Source organism: Gammaproteobacteria bacterium (genome assembly GCA_021647245.1).
GTDB lineage: Bacteria > Pseudomonadota > Gammaproteobacteria > RBG-16-57-12 > RBG-16-57-12 > JAFLJP01.
Map to the genome: position 1 here is coordinate 36,461 of JAKIVC010000013.1, position 26,351 is coordinate 62,811.

At 49.1% G+C, this 26,351-nt stretch carries 31 protein-coding genes; 20 read left to right on the top strand and 11 right to left on the bottom strand.

Going from position 1 to position 26,351, the window contains the following annotated elements:
* Positions 1-6: 6 nt before the first annotated feature.
* Genes L3J94_05235 through moaC form a run of 3 tightly spaced genes read right to left on the bottom strand, consistent with a single transcriptional unit; the run spans position 7 to position 1,175 of the window.
* A complete protein-coding gene (locus L3J94_05235; GenBank protein ID MCF6218156.1) occupies positions 7-456 on the bottom strand; it encodes a molybdenum cofactor biosynthesis protein MoaE in 450 nt (149 codons plus the stop codon).
* Between the two features lies 1 nt (position 457).
* Positions 458-694: a MoaD/ThiS family protein gene (locus L3J94_05240; GenBank protein MCF6218157.1), complete on the bottom strand. Its 237-nt coding sequence runs from the start codon at positions 692-694 to the stop codon at positions 458-460.
* Complete coding sequence (gene moaC, locus L3J94_05245) at positions 684-1,175, bottom strand: cyclic pyranopterin monophosphate synthase MoaC (GenBank protein ID MCF6218158.1); 492 nt, start codon at positions 1,173-1,175, stop codon at positions 684-686. Before moaC ends, L3J94_05240 begins: the two co-directional genes overlap by 11 nt.
* A gap of 261 nt (positions 1,176-1,436) precedes the next feature.
* Here moaC and L3J94_05250 point away from each other — a divergent pair, with 261 nt between their 5' ends.
* Complete coding sequence (locus L3J94_05250) at positions 1,437-2,267, top strand: hypothetical protein (GenBank protein MCF6218159.1); 831 nt, start codon at positions 1,437-1,439, stop codon at positions 2,265-2,267.
* Positions 2,268-2,323: 56 nt separating this feature from the next.
* Here L3J94_05250 and L3J94_05255 read toward each other — a convergent pair whose 3' ends face one another.
* The 4 genes from L3J94_05255 to rph all read right to left on the bottom strand — a co-directional run bounded on the left by L3J94_05255 (position 2,324) and on the right by rph (position 5,668).
* Positions 2,324-2,998: an FKBP-type peptidyl-prolyl cis-trans isomerase gene (locus L3J94_05255; protein ID MCF6218160.1), complete on the bottom strand. Its 675-nt coding sequence runs from the start codon at positions 2,996-2,998 to the stop codon at positions 2,324-2,326.
* 89 nt (positions 2,999-3,087) lie between these two features.
* Entirely contained in the window at positions 3,088-4,245 is a 1,158-nt protein-coding gene (hemW, locus tag L3J94_05260) for a radical SAM family heme chaperone HemW (GenBank protein MCF6218161.1), read from the bottom strand.
* 98 nt (positions 4,246-4,343) lie between these two features.
* Positions 4,344-4,949 (bottom strand): RdgB/HAM1 family non-canonical purine NTP pyrophosphatase, encoded by a 606-nt coding sequence (rdgB, locus tag L3J94_05265; GenBank protein MCF6218162.1) that lies wholly within the window; start codon positions 4,947-4,949, stop codon positions 4,344-4,346.
* Positions 4,950-4,951: 2 nt separating this feature from the next.
* A complete protein-coding gene (rph, locus tag L3J94_05270; protein MCF6218163.1) occupies positions 4,952-5,668 on the bottom strand; it encodes a ribonuclease PH in 717 nt (238 codons plus the stop codon).
* Positions 5,669-5,950: 282 nt separating this feature from the next.
* Between rph and rpmB the strand changes: the two genes are divergently transcribed.
* The 12 genes from rpmB to L3J94_05330 all read left to right on the top strand — a co-directional run bounded on the left by rpmB (position 5,951) and on the right by L3J94_05330 (position 15,913).
* The gene (rpmB, locus tag L3J94_05275) at positions 5,951-6,187 is read left to right on the top strand and encodes a 50S ribosomal protein L28 (protein ID MCF6218164.1); all 237 of its coding nucleotides are present in this window, start codon (positions 5,951-5,953) and stop codon (positions 6,185-6,187) included.
* 11 nt (positions 6,188-6,198) lie between these two features.
* A complete protein-coding gene (gene rpmG, locus L3J94_05280) occupies positions 6,199-6,366 on the top strand; it encodes a 50S ribosomal protein L33 (protein ID MCF6218165.1) in 168 nt (55 codons plus the stop codon).
* Between the two features lie 159 nt (positions 6,367-6,525).
* Positions 6,526-7,086 carry a YfaZ family protein gene (locus L3J94_05285; GenBank protein ID MCF6218166.1) on the top strand — a complete coding sequence of 187 codons (561 nt, stop codon included), beginning with the start codon at positions 6,526-6,528 and terminating at the stop codon, positions 7,084-7,086.
* Positions 7,087-7,107: 21 nt separating this feature from the next.
* Positions 7,108-7,656, top strand: coding sequence for an AraC family transcriptional regulator (locus L3J94_05290; protein ID MCF6218167.1), 549 nt, complete (start codon positions 7,108-7,110; stop codon positions 7,654-7,656).
* A gap of 93 nt (positions 7,657-7,749) precedes the next feature.
* The gene (locus L3J94_05295) at positions 7,750-9,522 is read left to right on the top strand and encodes a hypothetical protein (GenBank protein MCF6218168.1); all 1,773 of its coding nucleotides are present in this window, start codon (positions 7,750-7,752) and stop codon (positions 9,520-9,522) included.
* A gap of 3 nt (positions 9,523-9,525) precedes the next feature.
* Positions 9,526-12,357, top strand: a complete 2,832-nt coding sequence (locus L3J94_05300; protein ID MCF6218169.1) for a tetratricopeptide repeat protein — start codon at positions 9,526-9,528, stop codon at positions 12,355-12,357.
* Positions 12,341-12,955: a tetratricopeptide repeat protein gene (locus L3J94_05305; GenBank protein MCF6218170.1), complete on the top strand. Its 615-nt coding sequence runs from the start codon at positions 12,341-12,343 to the stop codon at positions 12,953-12,955. The genes L3J94_05300 and L3J94_05305 overlap by 17 nt, the downstream gene beginning before the upstream one ends.
* Positions 12,956-12,959: 4 nt before the next feature.
* Positions 12,960-13,247: a hypothetical protein gene (locus tag L3J94_05310; GenBank protein MCF6218171.1), complete on the top strand. Its 288-nt coding sequence runs from the start codon at positions 12,960-12,962 to the stop codon at positions 13,245-13,247.
* Positions 13,248-13,299: 52 nt separating this feature from the next.
* Positions 13,300-13,941 carry a MotA/TolQ/ExbB proton channel family protein gene (locus tag L3J94_05315; protein ID MCF6218172.1) on the top strand — a complete coding sequence of 214 codons (642 nt, stop codon included), beginning with the start codon at positions 13,300-13,302 and terminating at the stop codon, positions 13,939-13,941.
* Positions 13,942-13,943: 2 nt separating this feature from the next.
* A complete protein-coding gene (locus L3J94_05320) occupies positions 13,944-14,456 on the top strand; it encodes a biopolymer transporter ExbD (GenBank protein MCF6218173.1) in 513 nt (170 codons plus the stop codon).
* A gap of 11 nt (positions 14,457-14,467) precedes the next feature.
* Complete coding sequence (locus L3J94_05325; GenBank protein ID MCF6218174.1) at positions 14,468-14,974, top strand: biopolymer transporter ExbD; 507 nt, start codon at positions 14,468-14,470, stop codon at positions 14,972-14,974.
* 6 nt (positions 14,975-14,980) lie between these two features.
* Positions 14,981-15,913 carry an AgmX/PglI C-terminal domain-containing protein gene (locus L3J94_05330; GenBank protein ID MCF6218175.1) on the top strand — a complete coding sequence of 311 codons (933 nt, stop codon included), beginning with the start codon at positions 14,981-14,983 and terminating at the stop codon, positions 15,911-15,913.
* A gap of 101 nt (positions 15,914-16,014) precedes the next feature.
* On the opposite strand, the gene L3J94_05335 is transcribed toward L3J94_05330, so the two are convergent.
* Both L3J94_05335 and L3J94_05340 read right to left on the bottom strand, forming a co-directional pair.
* Positions 16,015-16,374: a hypothetical protein gene (locus L3J94_05335; protein ID MCF6218176.1), complete on the bottom strand. Its 360-nt coding sequence runs from the start codon at positions 16,372-16,374 to the stop codon at positions 16,015-16,017.
* Positions 16,375-16,417: 43 nt separating this feature from the next.
* The gene (locus L3J94_05340; GenBank protein ID MCF6218177.1) at positions 16,418-17,119 is read right to left on the bottom strand and encodes a ComF family protein; all 702 of its coding nucleotides are present in this window, start codon (positions 17,117-17,119) and stop codon (positions 16,418-16,420) included.
* Positions 17,120-17,211: 92 nt separating this feature from the next.
* On the opposite strand from L3J94_05340, the gene bioB reads away from it, so the two are divergent.
* The 5 genes from bioB (at position 17,212) to L3J94_05365 (ending at position 21,852) form a co-directional block, all read left to right on the top strand.
* Complete coding sequence (gene bioB / locus L3J94_05345) at positions 17,212-18,246, top strand: biotin synthase BioB (protein MCF6218178.1); 1,035 nt, start codon at positions 17,212-17,214, stop codon at positions 18,244-18,246.
* 13 nt (positions 18,247-18,259) lie between these two features.
* Complete coding sequence (gene bioF, locus L3J94_05350) at positions 18,260-19,411, top strand: 8-amino-7-oxononanoate synthase (protein MCF6218179.1); 1,152 nt, start codon at positions 18,260-18,262, stop codon at positions 19,409-19,411.
* The gene (bioH, locus tag L3J94_05355; protein ID MCF6218180.1) at positions 19,408-20,181 is read left to right on the top strand and encodes a pimeloyl-ACP methyl ester esterase BioH; all 774 of its coding nucleotides are present in this window, start codon (positions 19,408-19,410) and stop codon (positions 20,179-20,181) included. The genes bioF and bioH overlap by 4 nt, the downstream gene beginning before the upstream one ends.
* Positions 20,174-21,049 (top strand): malonyl-ACP O-methyltransferase BioC, encoded by an 876-nt coding sequence (gene bioC / locus L3J94_05360; protein MCF6218181.1) that lies wholly within the window; start codon positions 20,174-20,176, stop codon positions 21,047-21,049. Before bioH ends, bioC begins: the two co-directional genes overlap by 8 nt.
* 77 nt (positions 21,050-21,126) lie before the next feature.
* A complete protein-coding gene (locus tag L3J94_05365) occupies positions 21,127-21,852 on the top strand; it encodes a DUF481 domain-containing protein (GenBank protein ID MCF6218182.1) in 726 nt (241 codons plus the stop codon).
* Positions 21,853-21,936: 84 nt separating this feature from the next.
* Here the strand turns inward: L3J94_05365 and L3J94_05370 are convergent, their stop codons facing one another.
* Positions 21,937-22,146: a cold-shock protein gene (locus L3J94_05370; protein MCF6218183.1), complete on the bottom strand. Its 210-nt coding sequence runs from the start codon at positions 22,144-22,146 to the stop codon at positions 21,937-21,939.
* Between the two features lie 294 nt (positions 22,147-22,440).
* Entirely contained in the window at positions 22,441-24,717 is a 2,277-nt protein-coding gene (locus L3J94_05375) for a CapA family protein (protein ID MCF6218184.1), read from the bottom strand.
* Between the two features lie 388 nt (positions 24,718-25,105).
* Here L3J94_05375 and speE point away from each other — a divergent pair, with 388 nt between their 5' ends.
* Both speE and L3J94_05385 read left to right on the top strand, forming a co-directional pair.
* A complete protein-coding gene (gene speE / locus L3J94_05380; protein MCF6218185.1) occupies positions 25,106-25,960 on the top strand; it encodes a polyamine aminopropyltransferase in 855 nt (284 codons plus the stop codon).
* 277 nt (positions 25,961-26,237) lie between these two features.
* Positions 26,238-26,351, top strand: a 114-nt coding sequence (locus L3J94_05385) for a prepilin-type N-terminal cleavage/methylation domain-containing protein (protein MCF6218186.1), incomplete at its 3' end; no start/stop codon positions are given.

Consider the following 26,351-nt stretch of genomic DNA (forward strand, 5'->3'; position numbering starts at 1 on the left):
AAGAGGTTAAGCGCCCTCTTTTATGATATCAGGCGTGTTGGTTGTCACCCAGCGCGTACCTTGCTCACCCTGCTCACTTTTCCAAAAGGGTGCGTACTGTTTTAGATCATTGATAATGCTACGGCAACCATCAAACGCGGCGCTGCGATGGGCCGACCAGACCGCCACCAGCACAATCGGCTCATCGGGGGTGATCTCACCCACCCGGTGAATCACCAGAGCATCATCCACCGAATATTGCTCCAACGCCTTCTGGCAGCTGCATTCGATCTGCTTTTCGGTCATGCCGGGGTAATATTCAAGGGTCATGGTTGAGACTTCACCCCCATCATTGAAATCCCGCATCACCCCCACAAAACTCACCACCGCGCCATAGCTACCGGCACGCAGCCCCTTTTGATATTCAACCAGAGCTGCATAGGGGTCAAAGCAGTGGGGTTTAATAACAACCGACATATTAACCACCGGTTACTGGTGGGAAAAAAGCGACTTCATCACCTTCAGCCAGCCGTGTTGCCAAGTCACAATACGCCATATTTACCGCTACCAAGGTATTAGCTGGCAACGGTTCATTCGCAAGATAGACTCCCCACAACCCCTCTACCGTCAGTAATGACTCACTCACCTGAACTTGCTGCTCAGCACAGCCCATACGCTCGCGCATGCTGGCAAAATACTTCACATTAATCTGCATTTTCACACTCTCGCGACCAGTCAGCCGACTTTCCGCCCGCTTTAGAGAGCAGCTTAACCCCACTAATCTCCATACCTTTATCCACAGACTTACACATATCATAGATAGTCAGCAGCGCCACCTGCACGGTATTCAGGGCCTCAATTTCTACCCCTGTCTGGCCGCTACATTTTACAGTAGCAAGACAGTGCACTGCGCCCTCACCTCGTGCCTCAAACTCTACTTTAATCCCACACAGGGCAATGGGATGGGCCAGCGGGATCAACTCAGGGGTCTTTTTGGCAGCCATAATTCCGGCAATACGAGCAATCGCTAAAACATCACCCTTTTTATGCCCTTGCTGTTGAATCATGGCAAGGGTTTTCGGCCGCATGATAATCGACCCTTCGGCAACAGCAATACGCTGGGTGACCGCCTTGGCACCGATATCCACCATATGGGCATCGCCCTGATTATTGAAGTGTGTAAGTTTTTGAGGCATGGGGCTGTTTTCATTTAGTGAGTGTGGCAGACAGTATACAGGGTACCCCAAGGAGCTTACACAACTTGTGGCCTTTGCACGGCTAACCAACCCATAAATACCGTCGAAAAACCTTACAAATAAAAATGTAAAAACAAACCATCCCGCACAACTCACTGTTAAATAAATTAAATAACAAATGGCACGCCCATTGCAATGTCTCTTTTTAATTGCGGTAATCGCAGCTCGATGTATCACTTAATAATTAATAGGATATAAATTATGATAGGGCACCAATCAAAATTTCTTAACCCGCTAGTCGCGTCTGCTTTCAGTGTTGCGCTGCTGGCTATCAGCTCAGCAAGCGCTGCAACCATTACCAACTTTAGTGATTGGCAAATTAATAGCTCAAATCTCTCCAGCGGCAATAGCGCCGTTAACTATATTACGGAAGATCAACACGCCGATTTCCTAGATCCAGGCTATGGCGGGCAAGACTATGATGCAGAAGCAATTTACACCACATGGGACAGCAATTACCTCTATATCGGTGTCATGACAGGCCGCGAGCAAAACCCAGGTGATGGCTGGGCGCCAGGTGATATCGCAATCGACATTGGCTCTAACGGCAGCTATGAATTTGGCATGGTCACCTCCAGTGCCACGGGCGACAATCCCGCCACTGCAGGCATAGGCTTAGCGGCTGATTTATACGCTGTCAGCAGCTGGAATAATGGCATTTGGGATAGTGCTGGTAACTATGTAGGGGCCAACAGCCCACTGGTTGACACCAGCCACCCCACCAGTGTCGCTTCAGGTAGCCTTATCGGTACTGCCACCAGCTTCTCCTACGACTCAATAGGTAGCGGATACGGTAATTGGGCAAATGATGAACACTACTTCATCTCTGCGGTTATCGATCTTAACCTACTGGGTGGCGCTAATCTTATGGATGATGGCTTCTCTATTCACTGGACTGCGAACTGCAACAACGACTGGTTGCAACTGGACATTCCAGCAAGCGCTGTTCCAGTTCCCGCTCCGTTAATGTTGCTCATGGCGGGTCTGTTGGGACTGATCGCCAGTGGTCGAGCCAGAAAAAACACCGCCTGAAAATAATATAGATGAAAGCCGGGCTGAGAGGCTCAGCCCGGCCACCACCCCGTGCGCTACTGAGCTAGCACTTCAAAAAGCTCAATATCAAAAACCAATACCGCGTTAGGTGGGATTTGCTCATCAAAGCCCTCCTCTCCATAGGCAAGGTGCGCCGGAATAGTCACCTGCCACTTACTACCCGCAGACATCAAGGGCAACACCTCTTGCCAGCCCGGCATGTTTTGTTCAACCTGCATCACCAGCGGATTACCACGCGAGTAGCTGTTGTCAAACACAGTGCCATCAATAAGCCGCCCTTCATAGTGCACGCTGATACGATCTTTAGCATGCGGCCTCGGCCCCGAGCCAGGCGTAATAATACGGTACTGCAGGCCACTCTCTGTTATCTCAACACCACGTTTCGTAGCGTTGGCCTTCATATAAGCTTGCCCCTGTAATAGGTTTCTCCGACGCTCCTCTTCTATCAAACGCTCTTTTCTTTCCCTAAACTCAGCCACCGTTTGCTGCTGTATTGAGAAGCCCAGCTGCGGTTCATTGCTGTCGAGAAAATCAGCAATCCCCTTAAACAGTGCCTCACGATCAACCGGTATTTTTTCCATAAGCAGTTGCTGCCCAATCTGCTGCCCCACCGTGTAGCTGATTTTTTTATCTTGAGTATCCAGCGCTATCTCCGCCTGTAGTGGCAACGCAAGCAGTAGCGATATCGCTATAAAAACCCTACTTTTCATCAGTGATTACTCCAAAATATTTTCGATGACGTACCGCAGAGAGACCCTTAAGTACCTCAATTGTTCCGCACTCCTCTCTCTGCCGCTCCCTATTCGAGAAACTCTCCAACAACACTATCCAGATATCGCCAGCCGTGCTCAGTGGTTTTAATTGTATTTAGACCCCATTCAATCAACCCTTTTTGCTCCAGTCGCTTGAGCGCCCCTTCAACCTGTGTGATGGGCAAGCCGGTGTGCTGTGCAAACAGCTCTGTATTAAAACCAGCCTTAAGACGCAGAGCGTTCATCATAAACTCTAAGCCTGCATCAGCCCGGCCAAGCACCTGCTCACCACCCAGTACCGCAGGAGAGCTGGCAACCCCCAGGTACATTGCGGGTTGCTTTATCTTCCAACTTCGAGTGATGCTTTGCTGGTTTGCATCAGATATTTTAGCGTGGGCACCTGCACCAATACCCAGGTAATCGCCAAACTGCCAGTAGTTACTATTATGGCGGCACTGCATACCGTTTTGTGCATAAGCCGACACCTCATATTGACCAAAGCCCCCTTGCGCTAGGGCCTGCTGGCCTTGCTGCTGCATCGCCCAGACGGCATCATCTACCGGCAGCACTGGAGGTTGGTGATGAAATAGCGTATTTGGCTCTAGGGTCAGTTGGTAATATGAGAGGTGTGCGGGCTGCAGGTCAATCGCAGTTGCGATATCTTGCGCTGCTATTTTGATATTTTGCCCCGGCAAGCCAAACATCAGATCGAAATTAAAGCACTCAAAGCCTGCATCATGGGCCTGCTCAGCCGCCGCTATCGCCTCTCTGCGGCCATGAATGCGCCCCAGGCGACGCAACATATCATCATTGAAGCTTTGAATGCCAATGGAGAGCCGGTTGATGCCCACGCTGCGAAACTCGGAAAATTTACCCGCTTCAACGGTACCAGGGTTCGCCTCCAGGGTGATCTCACAATCAGCCAACAGATTAACCCGTGCACGTACTCCCGATAGCAGCAGATCCAACGACTCGGGTGAGAAGAGACTGGGCGTACCGCCACCAATAAAGATTGAGACCACTTTACGCCCCCAAATTCGTGGCAGCTCTTGTTCCAGATCGCTCAGCAGCGCCTCTATATAGTCGCCTTGTAATAGGCCCGCGCCCATTTCGTGTGAGTTAAAATCACAATAGGGGCACTTTTTGACACACCAAGGAATATGTATATAGAGGGAGAGCGGGGGCAGGGTGGTAAAATTAAACATTCTGTATTCTGATACCCAATAATAAAGTGATTAGCTCGGCCGCATAGCCTGAGATAAATAAGAGTAATTTCCAGCAACCTAAAACAATCCTGGCGCGCTCAGCGCTTCTCTTGCAACTCTAGCACATCAACCAATTGGCGTAGCGCCTGGCCACGATGACTGAGCCGGCTTTTCTGTTCCGCAGATAACTGAGCCGCACTACGCCCCGACGCCTTTATGTAAAAAAGAGGATCATAGCCAAAGCCGTTTTCACCTTGTGGGGTGTGAAGAATCGAACCCTCCCAGCTACCTTGGCAGATCAGAGGCACAGGATCATGCTCATGGCGCAAGTAGACCAGAACACACTGAAACCGTGCGCTGCGCTGTGCATCTGCAACACCCTCAAGCTCAGCCAGTAACTTCATATTGTTATCCACATCGCCCGCATCTGGGCCAGCAAAGCGTGCCGAGTAGATGCCCGGCGCCCCTTTTAGTGCATCAACCTCCAATCCAGAGTCATCTGCAATAGCAGGCAAACCGGTGCATTTAGCGGCATTGCGTGCCTTAAGTAAGGCATTTTCCACAAAGGTGAGGCCATTCTCCACTATTTCGGACACTGCAAGCTCAGTTTGGGCGATCACATTAATACCGACACTCTCCAACATTCCGTTCAGTTCGAAAACCTTCCCCTGATTACCTGTTGCCAACACAATACGCTGCCGCATAATCAGCTACCCAGCGCATCGACTTGCTTGACAATTAAGTGCTCAATTCCACTCGTCGCCAGTGTCAACATCGCATCAAGTTCATCCTTACGAAAAGCGTGCCCCTCTGCCGTACCCTGCACCTCAATAAAAGCGCCCGCTTCATTCATTACCACATTCATATCGGTTTCTGCATTGGAGTCTTCGTCGTAATCCAAATCCAGCACCGGCACGCCCTCGAAAATACCAACCGAAACCGAAGCCACATGTCCATGAATAGGCGACTTTTTCAGCTTACCGTTTTTTATCAGGTAATCAATCGCATCAACCATCGCAACATAAGCACCCGTAATGGACGCTGTACGGGTGCCGCCATCCGCCTGAATCACATCGCAATCCACCGTAATAATACGCTCGCCCAGCGCCTCTAAATCGACCACAGCACGCAGTGAACGGGCAATTAAACGCTGAATCTCCATGGTGCGACCGCCCTGGCCACCACGCGCAGCCTCGCGCTGCATGCGGGAGCCGGTAGAGCGAGGCAACATTCCATATTCCGCTGTCACCCAACCCTTGCCCTTACCTTTCAACCAGCGCGGCACACGATCTTCAATAGAAGCCGTACAGATCACTTTAGTATCGCCAAACTCTACCAGCACCGAACCTTCAGCATGTTTGGTATAGTGACGGGTCAGACAAACTTCGCGCATCTGGTCGGGATTACGGCCACTGGGACGCATGGAAAACCTCACTTTTAATTAATTTAGGGCGGCTCTGATTTAAGTCTGGATCAATTTAGGCCATTTCAGCCAGTATAAAAATTCATGACTTATTCAGAGCTTCTTTAGGGTATCGTTTAATCGATGGCGGGAATTATAGCGGCATCTTGCTAGAGGCAGGAGAAATAATTTATCTTGCACCCGAACTGTACATTGCAACAACGCTATGGTATAAATTCGCGCCTCGACCCGCAGTCTGGGCGAACAGATATTCAGATTATAAGATTTTTCGGAGGCTCAACAATGTCACGTGTATGCCAGGTAACAGGCAAGCGCCCTATGGCGGGGAACAATGTTTCTCACGCCCACAACAAAACCCGCCGTCGTTTTCTGCCAAACCTGCAAACGCATCGCTTTTGGGTTAGCAGTGAGAACCGCTGGGTTCGTCTACGCACCTCAACCAAAGGCATGCGTATTATCGACAAGAATGGTATTGACTCAGTACTAAAAGATATCCGTTCACGCGGCATTAAAGTATAAGGAGCTAAACCATGGCTAAGTCTGTACGTGAAAAAATACGCTTGGTTTCAAGTGCCGGTACCGGTCACTTCTACACCACGACCAAAAACAAGCGCAACAATCCTGAAAAAATGGAATGTAACAAATACGACCCTACCATTCGTCGTCATGTCACCTACAAAGAAGCGAAGATTAAGTAATTAATCACAAAAGCCCAGTTAGATACTGGGCTTTTGATTATTCAGCCTCTCCGCACTTGATTTATTCTGCGCCAGCATTCAAGATAACAACTTTTTAACGCCTCCCTAAAGAGAGTAACATCAACTGTAGGGCTTTCTTTATACCATATAGGTACCATTATGAAACTGCGCGCACTCACTGCTGCAATTTTTTTTGTTGTCACAGGGCATGCCCAGGCTGCCACCGTCGATGTTGCACTCAGCGATGAAAGTGCACGCTTTGCACTCAGCTCTTTTGTGGGTGGCTTTTCAGAGGGGCGCACCCTCATGAATACCAGTATATTTTACAATACCGAAAATGACAGTGTGGTGAGTGCCGGCCTGCACATGATCGATGTAGTGGGCAGCAAAACACCCGGCCTACAGATTGGCGTGGGCTTTCAGGCCTACTACTCTCACCTAACCAATCATGATGGCCTTGCGCTCGCCTTGGGCGGCATTATCAGCTACCGCGCACCGCAACTGAAACGAGTCAACTTTGTTATTCACGGCCACCACGCACCCAGCATAACCAGCTATATGGACAGTGATCGACTAAGCGAATATGGGTTCGCCATCGAGTACTCGCTACTACCCCAGGCTGATGTCTACATTGGTTACCGAAAATTTGACATCGAAGATCAAAACCTCTCGTTTGAACTGGATGACAGTGGCCACATCGGGCTGCGCATAACTTTTTAACCCTAGCAAGGGATATTGAACGTGAATTATAAACAACTCATTTTCGCCTTAATTCTGTCACTCTCTGTCAGCCTCTGCTGGGCCGAAGAGACGCTTGACACCCAGGAGCAATTTAAAAGCCTGGATAATCGAATTCAAAATCTCAAACGCTCCGCTGTAGAACTCGGCAAAGAGATTGCGATACTGGAGGAGGAGCTGCTCTTCCCAGCCAGCACCCAGTATGGCCTCTACCTCTCCATGGATACTGATGAGAGCTATAAATTAATTACCGTCATCGTTAAACTGGATGGCAATGTAGTTAACAACTACATGTATGATGTCAGTGAGTTGAATGCACTGACAAATGGCGCCGTCCACCAGCTACACAAAGGTAACTTAAAAACCGGCAAACACACCCTTAGCATCACCTACATGGGTAAAGTTGGCTCTCGCATGACGCGACTGACCAATACCCATGAGTTCGAGAAGGGTGATAAACCAATCTTTATTGAGCTCAATATCAGCGGGAAACAGCTCGGCAAATCTGGCCAAGCAAAAGAGCCGACAATTAACGTGAAACAGTGGAGCTAGTCGGCTGTTTTTATTATGACTACTGTTAACCGATTTATCAGCCTGACTTTCATTGGCCTCTGTTACTGCAGCACTTTAAGTGCTGGTACCGAGGTGAAATGGAAAAACGTCGAAGACCCTATTCTGGGAGATGCGCTCTTTCACCTATACCAGGACCAAAACTTCAGCGGCATTATCCAGCTCTCTGCCGACCAGCAACTGGGTCGGGTCAAACTACAAAAAAAAGAAGCCGAGCTGGTACTTACCATGCTCAACCTCTCATATGGGCTACACCGTGAAGCAGCCAGCGACATGGTTACGCTACAGAAGCGAGGCGGTGTAAACAAAGATATTAGCAACCACATCTGGTTCTATATTGCAAAAATTCGCTACCAGCGTGGCTATTTCGCCATGGCTGAGAGTGCCTTGTCACAAATTAGTGGCGCTCTTCCTTGGGAGCTTGAGCAAGATTTACAGCTATTCATGGCACTATTGCTAATGGATAGGGGCGAGTTTTCGCCCGCCAGCAAAGTACTTGGGCAGATAAAAGGCAATACGGGCGCGGTCCCTTTTGCGCGCTTCAATAGTGCAGTCAGCCTGGTGCAAAATGAAGAGATGGAAGAGGCACTGGCCGCACTGCAACAGGTCTCCGAAATGGAGTTCAGTACAGAGCAAGAGAAGTATCTGCATGACAGAGCGAATATCTATCTTGGTTATTATCAGCTGCTCGAAGAGGAGGATCCTGAAAAGGCGATTAGCTATTTTGAGAAAGTTCACCTCTTTGGAGTGGAGTCCAATGAAGCGCTTCTTGGACTGGGCTGGGCGCACTATGCCCTCGATCAATATGAGCCTGCATTGGTTGCCTGGTCAGAGCTGACCACCCGCAACACCTCAGATCCAAACGTACAAGAAGCGATGATTGCAGTCCCTTTTACGCTGGCAAAAAATGAAAGCTTCGCACGCTCAGCTGATCTCTACAATCTCGCCCTACAGGCGTTCAACCGCGAGATTAAAAGCATTGAAAGCACCATCAAATCTGTCAAGAGAGGTGCTTTTTTCGACAAGCTTCTAACCGACATCAGTGAGGGCGAAAAAGGCTGGAACGGGGATGTCTACACGCTGCCAAAAAGCAGTGAAAGTTACTACTTCACCCAAATGTTGGCACGCCACGATTACCAAGAGGCGCTGAAAAACTACCGTGACCTCCGCTATCTGCAAAACAAACTTACCGAATGGCGGCGCGATCTGGCGACATTTGATGATACAAACCACTACTGGATAGATAACCTCTTGAATCGTGCCAAAGGGTTTAGCCAGCAGCAGTTTACAAAAACATCTCAGAAGCTCAAAGATACCCGTACACAGTTCATGGCACAACTGGCCGTAATTGAGGCCAACCGGGATGCTATGGCGCTCGCCAGCAGCAAGGAGCAGCGACAACTGGCCAAGGTAGTTGAACTAAAAGCCTCACTGGAACTGGGTGCCCGCAGCAACCCCAGTGCCCAACAACAACGCCGCCAACTCAGCTTGCTGGAGCGGCAGATTCTCTGGGGCATTCACAGCAAATTCAGCTCACGTCTGCGCAAGGCAAAGCTGGATCTTGACGAGGTTGTCAATACAATTACACAAGCGACACAACGACACCAGGCACTCACAACGCTGGCTCAGGATGCGGTTACTCACGCCCGCACATTTGATGGAAAAATAAGCCGTGTCAACGGAAAAATAAACACCTTGCAGCCTAAAATAGCCGACGCCATAGGAGAGACCGAGGCACACTTGATCAATATTGCTGTCTTCGCCCTGGAAGAGCGCCGAACCCAGCTGGAAGCCTTTATTGCACAGGTATCATTCTCTGTTGGTGTCTCTTACGATGGGAAGCGCTAACCGATGATATTGCGAATTATCCTCACTGGGCTACTGCTGCTAACCCTCTCACCTCTCGCTGCCAAAACCCCGGCAAATGAATTGACGTTGAAAGACCTACGAGAGCGCAGCTATGTGATGGAGAAAGATGCTCGCCCTGATCAAGCCCTCAAACGCTCCACTCAAGGTTATCAGCAATTTCTTGACTCGCCGCTCGGTGGTGCAATGCGCCGGGAAGCTTTGCGCCGTGTCGCTGACCGGATGCAACAGCAGTTGGAAGAAGATGAAGATCGCATGGTCTCGGGCGAGGTAATGCCGGATGAAGAGACTATATTCGAGGATGCCAGCTACGAAAAAGTGATTCAGCACTACAATGAAGCAGTGAACAATTACCCTGACTTCCCGGGTAATGAGCACATATACTATCAGTTGGCACGCGCCTATGAGGCTAATGGCGAACCTAAGCAAGCCATCTGGGCATTGCAGCAGCTGATTCAAAACCATAGTGACTCTGACTACATCGACGAAGCACACTTTCGTGCTGCCGAGCTCAGTTTTTTAACACAAAAATTCCCCCAGGCAACAAAATACTACAGCGAGCTGACTCGCCTGGGCGTGGAAAACCAGTTCTACCGTGTTGCAATGTATAAATCGGGCTGGGCGCTGTTCAAAAACAAAAGCTACAAAGAGTCCCTTGACCAGTTTATCGAACTGCTCGACCACATGACGCTTGATGCTAGCCTCGACGATATGCTGGCAGAACTCCCCCAATACACCATTGGCGAACGAGAGATGATCAAGGACTCGTTACGGGTAATGAGTATCGCAATAACCCACCAAGAAGAGCCTCTGCCTTATCTGCAAAATTACCTGACAACCCTAAGCGAACCACGCCCATACGAGTTCATGTTATATCAGGCGCTGGGGGATATGTATTACTACCAAGAGCTCTATCAGGATGCAGGACAAACATTCGCAGCCTTTGCCCAGCGATTTAACTTACATCCTCAAGCACCTTTTTTCCAAATCATGGCCATTGAGACCTACCGAAAAGGGCGGTTTAGCGCACTTCAAGATGAAGGCATTCGCGACTTCTCCAATAACTTTGGCTATCAGACCCGCTTCTGGACAGCGGACAAAACCACCCGGCTCAAGCAGCAACTAGAACCCTATCTTCGTCAATACCTCTCCATGTTTGCCCTTCGATACCATGCCGCGCTGCAGAAAAAACCTGACGCGACAAACAAGCAGCAGGCACTACATTGGTACCGCACCTATCTTCAATCCTTCTCCAAGGATAGTGAAGCCGCTCACATAAACTTCCTGCTGGCAGAGCTATTATATGAGACGGGCGACTATAAGGCAGCAGCAGCCGAGTACAACAAAACCGCTTATGACTACGGTTACCATGACGAGTCCCGCGAGGCGGGTTATGCCGCCATTCTGGCTTTTGACAAGCAGCGGGCTGGGCTAGAGGGAGAAGCACTAAACATATGGCGCAGACAGTCACTTGAAAATGCGTTGCACTTTGCAAAGGTATTCAGTGATGATGAGCGAGTCCCCAGCATCATCACCAAAACAGCTCAAGATCTGTTTGAAGTGGGTGCCTACGACACCGCAATCAAAGCCGCCAGCATCATCCTGAACCTGAAGGGGCTTACCCCGCAAAAAGAGCGTAGTGCTCAACTTGTTATTGGCCACTCCTATTTTGAAAAGGGAGATTATCCGCGCTCTGAAAATGCCTATCACGCTGCCCTACGTTTGATGGAGAAAAATGATAAGGATTACGACGGCACCTATGAGCGAATTGCAGCGGCCATTTACAAACAAGCCGAGCACCAGCAAACAAATGGCAACCTGCAAGCGGCCATACGTGAGTACCAGCGACTGGTCATCGTCACTCCACGCAGCAAAATCCGTGAAACCACTGAGTTTGACATGGCAACCGCGCACCTACAGCTCAAACAGTGGCAGAGTGCTATCGATATCTTGGTAAAAATGAGAAATAGCGCATTCGGCAAAAAGCACGCCATGGACATCACCCAAAAACTAACCGTTGCCTATTTGGAAACCGATCAAAACCAAAATGCCGCCGCAGAGCTTGAAACATTGGCGCTACTCGCACCCAGTTATGACGTTCAACGAGAGGCCGTCTGGCGTGCTGCCGAGCTTTATGAAAAAGAGGGCAATATCGTAGCAACGATTAAAGCATTTGAAGATTATGTAAAGCGCTACCCCAGCCCAGTTGATGCCAACATTGAAGCGCGCTACAAGCTGGCACAGCTCCATCAACAACAAAACAACGAGCGCCTTCATATCGCACGCCTTAAGGATGTTATTAAACACGATGCCAAAGCACTGGATCAGCGTACCTCGCGTACCAAGTATCTCGCAGGCATCTCTTCACTGGCGCTGGCAGATCTCGCCTATGAGGAGTATAAGAGCATCAAACTGGTTGAGCCGATCAAGAAAAACCTGAAGCGCAAGAAAGATCAGATGCAGTCCGTTATCAAGGGTTATGGCAAGGTCTCTGAATACGCTATCGCCGAGCTCATTACCAATGCAACCTTCAAAATTGCTGAGATCTATCGTGATTTTTCCTACGCCCTGATGACATCAGAGCGGCCAAAAGGGCTGGATGATGATGAGCTGGAGATGTATGACATCATGCTTGAAGAGCAAGCCTTCCCGTTCGAAGAGAAAGCGATCGAACTGCACGAGAAAAATTACCACCGCATTAACGAGGGTGTCTTTGATCAATGGGTTGAAAATAGCCTGGGCATACTCAGTGAGATCATTCCAGGGCGCTATGATAAGTCAGAAAAAGAGGTAGGCTACATTGAAATATTCAACTAGCAACTATTTGGCAATCGTATTCATCTTGGTACTGCTATCCGGTTGCGCCGGAAAACCGACCCCAAAAGCGGTTATTACACTCTCAGATGATGCCAACAAAGAGGAGCAACTGCGGCTTGATACCGCGGGTAAAGCATTTTCCCAGGCACTGAAAGAGCTCAACGAAAAAGAGTATCAAAAAGCACGCAATATTCTGACTAGTCTTGCGCGCCAATATCCTGAATATGCAGGAATATATGCCAACCTTGGCATCGCGCAGATGAATCTGGGCGAAGATGAAGAGGCACAAAAGTCTTTTAAAGCAGCACTTGAGCGAAAAGAGAACTTCCCTCAAGTCTACAATCAGCTGGGCCTGCTGCACCGCGAGCATGGCCGCTTTAAAGAAGCAGAAACCGCCTACAAAAAAGCCATTGAACTCGACCCTAACTACGCCGATGCACACCGTAACCTTGGCATTCTTTACGACCTTTATTTGATGGACCTCACAAATGCGCTAACCCACTACATAAAATATAAAGAACTGGCAGCCCCAGCCGAAAAAGACCCCATACATAAGTGGATCATCGATTTAACAAACCGAACAAATCCAGTAAGATAGTCCCATGTTGAAAAAGAGCATCTCACTATTAATGTTTAGTCTCGTATTGGTCGCCAGCATTGGCCACGCCGAAGTGCGACTAGACCTTGATGCCACGTCAATCATTGGCAACCGCGAATTACCGCGGATTGTCTATTTGATCGCTTGGCGTGATGCCCCTGAAGGCGATATTCTCGAGCAGTCGCTTGAGAGCAACCATGATAATCGGATGATCCCGCTAGATCGTGATGTGTTTCAGCGCCAAATCAGCTATTACGAGCTACTGTTTGGCGCTGAAAATAATAAACAATAATTCCCGTTTTAAAAAATTTAGAAATTAATGCTATTTGAGTGAGGAGCATACTATGGACACTATTATTCGTTTTTTCCAGGAGGGGGGGGTTTTCATGTACCCAATCACCCTTATCTTGGCACTGGGCATGGCGATCGCTCTGGAGCGCTACCTCTTCCTGAGTAGTGCAAAATCGAAAAACAATAAGACTTGGAATCAACTTATTCCGCTGATTAATCAAGGCGACATTGCGGCAGCAACTAAAGTGGTTGAAAAGACCAAATCCCACATTGGACATGTGGTTGCTTATGGCCTCAACCAGCGCAAAACCTCAAAACACCGCGAAGATATTGAAACTGCGATGGAAGAGGGGCTAATGGAGGTACTACCCAAACTCGAAAAGCGCACTCACTACGTCGCAACCTATGCCAACATCGCCACCTTAATGGGCCTACTGGGCACCATCATCGGCCTGATTCAGGCCTTTACTGCGGTAGCCAATGCTGATCCAGCTGAAAAAGCCAATTTACTCTCTGCTTCTATCTCGGTCGCCATGAACACCACCGCTTATGGCTTGATCGCTGCCATTCCATTACTGCTAATGTTTGCACTGCTGCAAACTAAAACCACCGAAGTGGTTGATAGCCTCGAGATGGCCTCTGTCAAAATCGTTAATTTAATTAGCGGTGAAAACAGCAAGAATGGAAATGCATAACCATGAGCATTCGCAATCGCCGTCATAAGCAAGAGGTTCCGGAGCTCGATATCACCGCCTTCCTCAACCTGATGGTGGTATTGATTCCGTTTCTACTGGTTAGCGCCGTCTTCACTCAGATAACAGTGATCGAACTCAATATGCCGCCCCCCTCTGATGATCCTCAACAGAATAATGAGGATAAAAAAGAGAAGCTTGATCTAGAGATTGTTATTCGTGCCTCAACCATTGAAATACATGGCGGTAAAGCGGGACTGCTACAACGCTACAAGATGAGCGATGGGCAATTTGACTACGCAGAAATATCCACCTACCTGCAAAAGCTCAAAACCCGTTATGCAGAAGAGACCACCTCTATGATCCTGGTAGAGCCCGAAATTAACTACGATACCCTCGTGCAAGTGATGGACACTGTGCGCCTGTTTGAAATGAAAGAGGATGGTGGCCTGATACAGGCTGAACTGTTCCCCGACATGTCAATCGGTGACGCACCCATACTTGGCAAAGGTAAGTAAAGGCGTACTTAATGAAGATGTCACGTCGAGCAAAACGTATGGAGAAGAGCCATAAGCGGAACAAAGGTGCTTCGCTAAACATGGTCTCATTGATGGATATATTTACCATCTTGGTCTTCTTCCTACTGGTTAACTCATCCGATGTACAACTCACACAAAGTGAAAAGGTTCAGCTACCTGAATCCAAAGCAAACCAGCTGCCCAACGAAACATTGGTGATCATGGTCAGCGGTGACCAGGTGTTAGTGCAAGGCCGCCTAGTGGCTACTGTCGATGAGATCATGGCGATGAAAGGTAACATTATTCCCGCACTCAAAGAGGAGCTGCAATTCCAGTCGGATAATAGCCGCAGGCAACTCTCTGAAAGTGAGCTGCGTGAGATAGGGCGTCCCATCACTATCATGGGACACAAAGAGATCCCCTATCAATTGTTGAAAAAAATCATGTTCACCAGCTCCAAAAGCAATTACAGCAATATTTCACTTGCCGTGTTGAAAAAAACTGAAGGCGAGGGGTAGCGTGAGATGAACAAACAGCCCCTGAACCCCAAACTTTTTTATGACTACAGCGATCAGCGCCTTAAGGTTATTGCGGCCATAATTATCGCCATTTTTCTGATAGCCAACATCAGCTTTAACCTTATGCCAACCCCTGAAATTGATCGTAAAGCAGCCAATGAGCTCCCTCCCCGCATCACTAAAATGATGCTGGAGAAGCGCACCCCGCCGCCACCTCCTCCTAAAGAGGAGAAGAAGGAAGAGGAAAAACCAAAGGAAGAGGAGAAGCCGAAAGAGGAGCCTAAGAAAGAGGAGAAAAAACCTGAGCCGAAAAAAGAGGAGCCTAAAAAGCGTACTGAAGAAGAGATCCGTAAAAAGGTTCAAAGTACCGGCATTTTGGCCATGATGGATGACCTTGCAGACCTGCGTGATGATTCACTGTTCGAGGGGCTGGATACCGACAACACCCTGCTCAACACTCCAGTAGAGAGTGCAATGTCGAAAGAGCGCTCACTGATCACCTCAAATGCCATGCGAGGCAGTGGTGGCATCAACACCGCCAGCCTTAGTCGGAGCACTGGGGGAGCCACGCAACTGGCCGAACGCAGTGTTACCAAGGTTGAAGCGCCCGTGGAAGCTGTCATAGCTGAAGATGACAATAGGAAGTCAATACGCAGCCATGAGGAGATTGCGCTGGTTATCGACCGCTATAAGAGTCGTCTGCTGGCCATCTACCAACGGGCACTGCGTGAGGATCCTACACTGCGTGGTCAAGTTGTTTTCGAAATCACCATTGAGCCGACCGGAAAAGTACGTATCGTCACCGTGCTCTCAAGTGACCTCAAAAATGAAGGCTTGGAGAAAAAACTCTCAACCCGAATCAAGATGTTTAAGTTCGGAGCCAAAAAAGATGCTGAAGTCATGATTGTCACCGTACCCATCGACTTCTACCCATCCTGATCTAAAGTGGCATGCAAAAATAGAGAAGGCGAGCTTCAGTTGAAGCTCGCCTTTTTTATTAAGCACGGATTTCAGGCCATAAGCGCTTGAAGAAACACCGCTTATTTATCTTTTTCGGGGCTCACATCTTTCGCTTCAGTACAGTTCACCACTAACCGCATACCACCCTTCATGAGAACCGTATTGATACGCTCCAGAAACAGCATCATCTTCTCATTAGGCAGGTAGTCACAATTCAACTGAAAGCGCACCTTACTATCAGCACGATCAGGAAACTCTTCGGCCAACTGGCCTCCGGCGGCAAACTCGACATACTTACTCATTTTATCTTGCAGCTCGGCAATTCGAGTATCAATATCACCCCACTCTTTTGTGGCATACATTATCAGCGCAAGTTCATCGCTATCATGATCAAAGGCGACTTCATCAATCACCCCTGCATTGTGAATACCCCGTTCCATAACATCCCCGTCAAATATATGATCAAACCCAATAATACCCTAATCACACGGTTCGTGCCGCTACCCATACCTCCACATATTCAACACCTGAATTTTTCAGAAGGATGGCAAGGGCATTCACTGTGCTGCCGGTGGTCATAACATCATCAATAATAGCAACATGACGTGCGGTAAGTGAATTTTTCTGGCTAAAAGCATTTTTCATATTGGCCAGGCGCTCTACGGCATCCAAATCACTTTGTGCCTGGGTACGCTGCAACCGCTGACAGGATTTAAAGTCCAGCTCGATTTTAAGTTGTCGGGAAATATCCCGAGCCAGCTCCAGCGCCTGATTAAAGCCTCGTTCCCGCGTGCGTGTCACATGCAGGGGCACCGGAATAAGCAGTTCAGGCAATGATGCTAATGGGTGGCCAATCTGCTCAAGCATAAGGTGTGATATTACCCGAGAGTAGTGCAGGCGGGCATTAAATTTAAGTGCTTGCACCAGCGTCGAGAACGGTTTTTGGTAAAGATAAGCTGAAATCACCCGGTCGAAGGCAGGCGGTTGCTTCAAACACCTCCCGCACTGCATCCGCAAATCACCTGTCAACGGTAAGCCACACTGACGACATGGATTGTTAATGCGAACAAGGTCACCCTGACAGCCAATACAGAGGTCAAGTGCTGGCTCACCTGCACCACCGCAGAGCACGCAACGTGACGAAAGAGAGGCGCGATGCAGATAATTTAACCAGCCGTTAACCATAACAATCCTTTTCGGTTGACAGAAATCCTTTATAATAGCGAACTACAGTGCATCGAAATGTCGACAGATGTCAATCTGCAAGAGGATTACCCATGGTACAGAACGAAACCTATGACCGCATTGATGAAATTACCCAGCGGGTGCTTAATGGCGGAGAGATGAGTGCGGATGAAGGCCGCTGGATGATCGCCCTCGACCATCGCTATCTACCTTGGGTAATGGCGGGTGCTGATCGCCTGCGTCGGACTTTTCGTGGCGATGAAATCGAGTCCTGTGCCATCTCAAATGTTCGTTCAGGTAACTGCTCTGAGGATTGCAGCTTCTGCTCACAAAGCGCCCACCATAAAACAGAAGCTCCGGTTTATGACTATATTTCAAGTGATGAACTCAAGGCTCAAGCGCTGCGCGCCCGTGAGTGGGGCGTGAGTGATTTCGGCATTGTCTCCAAGGGCTGGGGAGTGCGTAACGACAAAGAGCAGCAACAGCTGGCTAAATATTTCGAAACACTCTCAGAAGAGAGCGATATTGGCCGCTGTGCAAGTCTCGGCGTCTTGACCCGAGAGAGCGCCCTCAAGCTAAAAAAGGCAGGCCTTGAGAACTATCATCACAACCTGGAAGCGGCAGAGAGCTTCTTCGATAACGTCTGTAGCACACACACCTATCAAGAAAATATCGATACCATCAAACATGCCGCCGATGCCGGGCTGCGCGTTTGTGCTGGTGGTATTCTGGGCATGGGTGAGAGCCTTGATCAACGCATTGAGCTGGCGGACACGCTGCGTAAAATTGGCGTAGAATCTGTACCGATGAACTTCCTCAGCCCAGCGGAGGGAACACCGATGCAAGATATTCCAGCCATGCGGCCCCATGAGATCCTGCTGAGTATCGCCACTTATCGTTACCTGCTGCCAAAAGCTGAAATTCGTATTGCCGGGGGCCGCCAACACCTGCGCGATATGCAGTCGATGATCTTCTTTGCCGGTGCTTCCGGTATTATGGTCGGTGACTACCTGACCACATCAGGGCGCAGCGTTGATGATGATTTAAAGATGCTGAATGACCTGAAATTAAATATCCGTGGTGATACCCAGAAATCACGCAAAATCATCCCGATTAACGCCGCCTAGTCCGCACGAAACCATGGATAAATGGCAACCACTTGCGGCGGCACTGGATGATCGCCGCCGTCAAGCGCTCTATCGACAGCGTAAAATCAGTGACTCACCCAGCTCACCCAAGATGATGATCTCGGGTAAGCCTTGCCTCTGTTTTTGCAGCAACGACTACCTTGGTCTGGCCAACCACCCCGCAGTGATCAAGGCCTTTAAAAAAGCCAGTGACCACTATGGTGTCGGCTCCGGGGCGGCACACCTCATCAACGGGCACGCTCACGCACACCACGCACTGGAAGAGGAGCTGGCTGATTTTACAGGGCGACAACGCGCCCTGCTCTTCTCTACCGGCTACATGGCTAATCTGGGCGTCATCAACACACTCTGTGGTACCGGTGATCACCTCTATCAAGATCGGCTCAATCACGCTTCACTACTGGATGCCGGCAAGCTGTCAGGGGCACGGCAACAGCGCTACAGCCACCTCGACAGTAAGAACCTGCTCGCAAAGTGCACTGCAAACACGCCTAAAATGATCGCAACCGATGCGGTTTTCAGTATGGATGGTGACCTTGCCGAGCTGCCACAGCTCGCCCAGATTGCCCAGCAACACGATGCCTGGTTAATGGTTGATGATGCACATGGGCTCGGGGTTTTGGGCCACAACGGCGCGGGCACTCTGTCTCATTTTGGATTGGATGCCAAACAAGCTCCCATTTTAATGGGAACGTTAGGCAAAGGACTGGGCACCTTTGGTGCCTTTGTGGCGGGTGACGAACTGCTGATTGAGGCGTTAATCCAACAAGCACGCAGCTACATTTACACCACCGCCATGCCGGCCGCTATTGCAGAGGCGACCCGCACCAGCTTAACCCTTCTACAAACAGAGTCATGGCGACGGGAGAAGCTACAGCAGCTCATCAGCAACTTTAAAACCGGTGCGGCCCAACTGGGCTTACCCCTGATGCCCTCTGATACCCCGATTCAACCCCTGCTGATAGGTGATAGCGCCCAAGCAACCGCTGTGAGCCAGCAGTTGTTGGCTAGTGGTATTTTAGTCACCGCCATTCGCCCGCCCACAGTGCCCGCAAACAGCGCTCGACTACGCATCACCCTCTCGGCTAATCACACAGAGCAGCAGGTAGCGCAACTCCTGACAGCACTGGAAAGACTCTTATGAACCTGCATATTCAGAGCGAAGGCCTGGGACCACCATTAGTATTTTTGCATGGCTGGGGCATGAACAGCGATGTCTGGGAAGATATTTCACCCCAACTGAGCCAGCACTATGCGGTTACCCTGATCGACCTGCCAGGGCATGGTCGCAGCACACTCACCCAGCACAGCTATCAACTTGAGCAGCTGGCAGAAGAGTTAATCGAGGTAATACCCCAAGCCGCTATTCTGGTTGGCTGGTCACTCGGGGGCTTAATTGCATTACAGATAGCACATCAATATCCAGAGCAAATTCAGGCCGTGGTAATGGTTGCCAGCTCACCTCGGTTTGTGCAAGCCAGTAACTGGCCCTACGGGGTAGACGCCGCGATCTTTGATAAATTTGCCCGTGACCTGAAAGATGATTATCAGGCCACGCTCAAGCGCTTCATCGCCATTCAAGCGATGGGGAGTGCTCATGCAAAATCCGAAATCTGCACACTTCGCGAACGAATACTACGCCATGGAAACCCACACCACAAAGCACTGCAAGGTGGGCTGCGCCTGTTGCAGCAGAGCGACTTGCGTCAGTCACTTGCCGAACTGCACTGCCCGATAAAGCTCATATTAGGTAGCCGAGACACGCTCGCACCCGCCCGTATCGCCGGCCTGTTAAGCCAGCAACACCCGCATCTGGAGAGTTCGATTATCCAAGGGGCCGCCCACGCACCCTTTATCTCTCACCCTGGTGAGTTTCTAGTCGTATTAAAAGAGTTTATTAATCATCATGTTTGACGATCGCTACCGCATCATTAAATCACAAATTCGCCACTCCTTTGATAAAGCGGCCCCCCGCTATGACGAAGTGGCGATACTGCAACGTGAAGTGGCTAGTCGCCTGCTGGAGCGCCTAGATCTTATCAAACTCGCACCACAACAGATCCTTGATCTGGGTTGCGGCACAGGACACAATAGCCAACACTTAGACAAGCGCTACAAACGCGCCCAAGTTATCTCGCTTGATCTTGCGCCAAACATGATCAAACAGGCACGCAAACATAAGTCCTGGTTCAACAAACAGTGCTTCATTTGTGGTGATGCGGAGGCACTCCCCCTTATGGATAACAGTGTAGACCTCATCTTCTCCAGCCTGACCATTCAATGGTGCCATGACCTCGATAGTGTTTTCAAAGAGTGCTTTCGAATACTCAGGCCCGGCGGGCTGTTGATGTTTTCCACCCTGGGACCCGACACACTCCATGAGCTGCGCAGTAGCTGGCAAAAAGTTGATAGCAACAACCATGTCAACGCCTTTATTGACATGCACGACATCGGCGATGCGATGATTCGCAGCCGATTATCTGACCCGGTAATGGATGTTGAAAATATCACCATGACCTACAACCAAGTTATGACACTGATGCGCGACCTTAAAATACTCGGCGCCCACAACATGACCCATGGCCGCCCCCGCAACCTGACCAGCAAAACAAAAATGGTCGCCATGTGCGATGCATATGAGCGCTATCGCACCGAAGGGGTTCTTCCCGCCACCTATGAAGTGGTCTACGGCCACGCTTGGGCACCCACAAATAAACAAGAAGCACAAAATGGGGCTGATGGCGTATTTCGCTTCCCCCTCGACCAATTGCGAAAACGTTAACTAATATTGTAGAATGCACGGACAAGGGAAACACACCACGACAAAAGCAACAGATCAAAAAACATTATGGAGTAGAAATGAAACCGTCAATTATATCAAGCAGCATAGCCGCACTGCTGTTAAGCGCCAGCGCTCAGGCAACGCCTTTTTCTGGAGAGGCCGAGCTGGGCTGGATCAGCACCAGTGGCAACACTGAAACCGACAGCCTGACCATTAAAGCCAAAGGTGAAAAGGCCTATGGCAAAGTGAAGCATCATATAGCAGGTGAAGTACTTAGAAGCTCTAATACAACTGCAGGTGTAAAGAGGGATACCGCCAAGCGCTATCTGCTGGCTTACAAAGCTGACTACACCCTCACCGATAAAGGCTATGCATTTTTGAGCCTCAACTACGAAAATGACCGCTTTAGTGGTTACGATCGCCGCACCAGTGAACTGGTCGGTTACGGCCATCAATTCCACGACAACGAAACAATCAAAAGCCGCGCTGAATTATCGGTAGGTGCGCGCCAAAGCACACTAACCACTGCGGTAAATGGTGATGACAGCGAGAGTGAAACAGTCGTCAAGTTGCAAGGTAACCTGGAATGGACGGTGAGCGAAACCACGCTCTTCAGCCAAGATATAGCCATCGAAGTGGGTGATGAGAGCACTATCAGCAAATCAATCAGCGCTCTAAAAGTTAATATTAACAGCAGCCTCGCAATGAAACTAACCTACACCGTTAAACACACATCAGAAGTACCTGCCGGGCTAGAGAAGCTGGATAGCGAACGGGTTGCCACGATTGTTTACTCTTTTTAGTTTTACTAATCATCACAGCAAGACATAAAAAAAGGGACGCAAAAGCGTCCCTTTTCTATCTACAGATTTGCAGTTAGCAAAGCCCTATAGAGGCGTTACATTGGCAGCTTGCAGGCCTTTTTGACCTTGCTCTGTATCGAACTCAACCTTTTGGCCTTCGCTCAAAGTTTTAAAACCATCACTAGCGATCGCACGGAAGTGAACAAACACATCGGCACCACCATTATCCTGAGTGATGAAACCAAAACCTTTCTCTTCGTTGAACCACTTAACTGTACCAGTTGTTTTAGACATATAAAGTCTCCTGAAAATAGATATTTTAATAATTAAAAGTACGCCATAGCGCCTCTTAGCCGGTTATATTACTTATGGTGACAAAGAGAGTGAAAACCTTCAGGACAACGGCGTTACATATGTAGCGGTCTAACGAAGTGTTCAATATCAATCTGTTGCATAAATAGCTATGTAGACAGGCTGTGCCTAGCGTAGCACGATTCCCACAATAAACAAACCAAATCCAGCCCTCTAATTCACTAGCAGCCTGTAAAAGCACTCTAATTGAGTGCCCAGCATGGCGAAAAACCTGACTTATTCTGGTCGATAGGTTTCATAGGTCAACTGGAGTGTGTAGTGACCTGGTGCCGCTTCAATACGGAGGAAGTCCTGCGCATGCGGTGTTTGCAGGATAAACGCTCCATTGAGTGGCCGTAGCTCACCCCAGTTGATAACAGCCAACTCATCAAAGGCAACCATCCCCCCACCATACTCAGTCGGCGATTTCCGCAAAAAGAGCCTCAAAGCTCGAGGATTCAAGGATGGTTGATCCTGGTATTGCGGTAAATTTAGATCCTCCGGCATTGTCAGATCACTCAACAGTGGCTGCCAGGGAAAGTCGCCACCGGCGTGGTAATAGGCCTGCTCTTCGCCAAACACCTCTTCACCAAAACTGGCATAATAACGAACAGTGATGCGCACCTCGCCGCTATTTTCTCCACGAAGATAACCAAACAAGCTTAAATTTTTATTGGGTCTGTTTTCAGCATCACCCATAACGCGAATACGGTTGCGAAATGCACTCACCGTATCACCGCTACTTTGAGCATCGCGCACCAAGCAAAGCCCTTGCACCCCTTGATAAGCGCCACTCATACAGGCAAAGCGACTGCTCCCCGATAGATCCCAGCGAGCGGCCTCAAACAATTGATTATCAATGTCGTAATCTTCAAAATCACCATAAAGCAATATATCCCGCCCAACGGCAATATCGAGCCCTGAACTCACTGAAGAGACTCGCGCCAAAGAGGCTTCAGAGGGGATTAGATGACGCAGGTCGACAACCCCCACGCGACTCTCGCCAATGGTAATGGTGTGGTTTATCTGCTCCGTCTGCTTGGTATGAAGTTCACCTTGGTTCAAAATCCACGCGCTGTATTGATAAGGGAAAGAGAGGGCATTGCCACGGGAAAACTCTGACAAATGTCGAATAAAGCGGTTGGCAAGATCGCCGCTGATTCGACGAGGGCGATAATCTTCAAGATAGATCGGAATTCCCTGTGCCCGAACAATCTGTTGGTCTCGAACATCCACCTGCGCCATCAGCCCCAACATGGTGTCGTGGCGATCTTGATCAAACAGAAAGTTACCCAGCCCTTCAAATATCAACACACCGTTATGATAACCAAAACCCTGCGCAACATGAGGGTGGTGTGATATCACCAGGTCTGCACCCGACTCCACCGCCAGGGTCATACGACCATAGATATAATCACTTGGAGTCCATCTGTATTCAGCACCGCCGTGCAACTGCGTAATCACAAAATGACCTTTCGCCTGCGCGGTATTAATAGTGGTTGTCACCCGCACACCATCATTCAGATCCGCCGCCCCGCCCTGAGGGGTACAAGGGTCGTAGTTAACACCATTACAGTCGGTTGCCACATAAAGATCAGCATAACGAGAACCCGATACTGAGTTAGCTGAAACCAGCGAGATGGGCATGCCGTTAATTTCTATTTCATAGGGAGCAAAAGCCTCTTCCGGTGTTGCCCCGGCACCTGAATACTGGAATCCATATTCTGTTAGGTAAGCCAGGGTATCTTGCAAACCGGCACCTAAATAGTCATAGACGTGATTATTCCCCAGGCTGACATAGCTAATACCCGCCTCACTTAAGGCGGGTAGTGATTCGGGCAGAGAAAAGTAGACAAAATCCTTAGTGGGGTGGGGTGTCTGTGGGTTAAGCGTTACCGGACTCTCAAAATTAATCACCGGAAAGTCAGCCTGCATCAAGGTTGAACGAATATAGTCGAGCGCTTGACGGCTCCCTGGCAGGGGGTCACTACTGCGAATCAGCGCCCCTGGGTAGTCAGCAGGAATTTCATCTCTAGAGGCTAGCTCCAGAGGGTCGAGAAAACGACGCGCAAAAGAGAGATCACCACCAAACAGCAAACGCGCCTCATTGCTATTTTTTGCCGTCAGAATGAAGGGGGCCAGTTGCAGCAACTGTTGAGTGACCGGTATCTGCATTTTCAGTGGATGTTGAAATAAACGAAACCGTGTAGCATCCACGCTCAAAAGCACATTTTTTCTTGCCAGATTTTGCAAGCTAAAGCGACCCTGTTGATCCGTGTAGCCTTGCACCCCGAGAGCGGCCACCAAGGCACCCTCAACAGGGTTGCCTGACTCATCCACCACCTCGCCATGGATATCCACAGTATTGTTCTGATAGCGGTCCCGCAGCAACTGCTCCTGCTGTAAAAAATCACTAACACTTACCGCGTCATTTTTTTCACATCCTGACAGGCTCCACAATAGAGAGGCTATCAGCACCAACAGGCAGAATCTGTAAGCAGTTGCGGTATTCAATAGGTTCTCACCAGTAGATGACACTTTAAGGGGCTTCTACATAGATAGAACCCCGTAGCCAAAGTGTATCAACAGTAAGGGCTTTAGGCGAGATATTGGTCTCACCTCAATCCCTCAGATAGAAATTCGAAAATCAACCTGAGCACTTCATTAATGTGTGAAAATAGCGTGCAGCCGTTTAATTTCACCGAGAAGTTACTGAAAAAACACCCTATATTTGATCACGAATAATAGGGGACATATTTTCTGTAGAATCAACAGACAAGTGAGGTTAAGCATGATTTATGAATTATTTTGGGCTATAAAGAACCGTTGCCGGGCCACCCTCACTAGGCCACAATAGGGTCGAGTGAAAACACCTATACCTTACAACTTGGAGAGAGGCTGAATGTCGCTGGATAATCAATGGTTTAGTGAGTGCTACGCACCAGGTGGCAGCGCTTTTTCACTGAAAATAGTAAAAAAACTGTACGAAGTGCAAAGCCCTTTTCAGAAAATAGAGGTCTATAAGACGGAAACCTTTGGCAATCTGATGGTCATCGATGGTGCCACCATGGTCTCAACACGCGAAAACTTCTTCTATCATGAGATGATGTCACACCCCATACTCTACACCCACCCCGCCCCCAAGCGAGTGTTGATTATTGGTGGCGGCGACTGTGGCACTCTGCGGGAAGTGCTGCGCCACCCTGAAGTGGAAACAGTACAGCAAGTCGATATCGACGAGGAGGTAACCAAAGCCGCGTTGAAATACTTTCCGGAGCTGTGCGAGTCGAACAGTGACCCCCGCGCAGAGTTATTGTTTGATAATGGCATCAAGTGGCTCGCCAAAGCCGAAGCGGGTAGTTATGATGTTATTATTGTAGATGGCACCGACCCTGTTGGCCCAGGTGAAGGGTTATTTAACGAAGTCTTTTACAAGAGCTGTCTACGCGCCTTGAGCGATGAGGGCATTTTAGGCCAGCAAACTGAGACACCACTCTACCACATGAAGCTGCTCAATGAGGTGCACGGCGCGATGCGCAATAGCGGATTTAAGCGCATACAAACCCATACCTTTCCACAACCCATCTATCCAAGTGGTTGGTGGGCGGCTACCATGGCTTTTAAGGGTAGTCATCAGCTGCCCATCCGAACAGATGATATTGCCAACCAACCCTTTAAGTGTGAATATTACAATCAGGAGATCCACCACGCCGCATTAGCACTACCTGAATTCATGAAGCGACAACGGGTTATTTAACCCAAACAACCTCATAGATTTGTGCAGCCACCGCTCTTTCTTTTTAAGTGTGGTTTTTAAGGCGAGATATATCGATAAAATGAGATATTTTTATGCGCCCTCATGAAAATAACAACACAAAACCACAATTATACAGGGGTGTTTTAGTTGCTGTGACCAGGGTCACATTTTTTATCGTAAGAAGCGCTACACTTTGACAAGCCGCTTCAATTAAAAACATATTTGATGGGCTTTTATGGCAAGCTGTTTAAGCCAAACTGTTATTTAGGTGCTGACAATGAAAAGTACAAAGGGCTTCACACTCATCGAATTGATGGTCACGCTTGCCGTGGCGGCGATTCTGATTGCGGTGGCGGTGCCCAACTTTGGTCAGCTGATTGCCGACAACCGA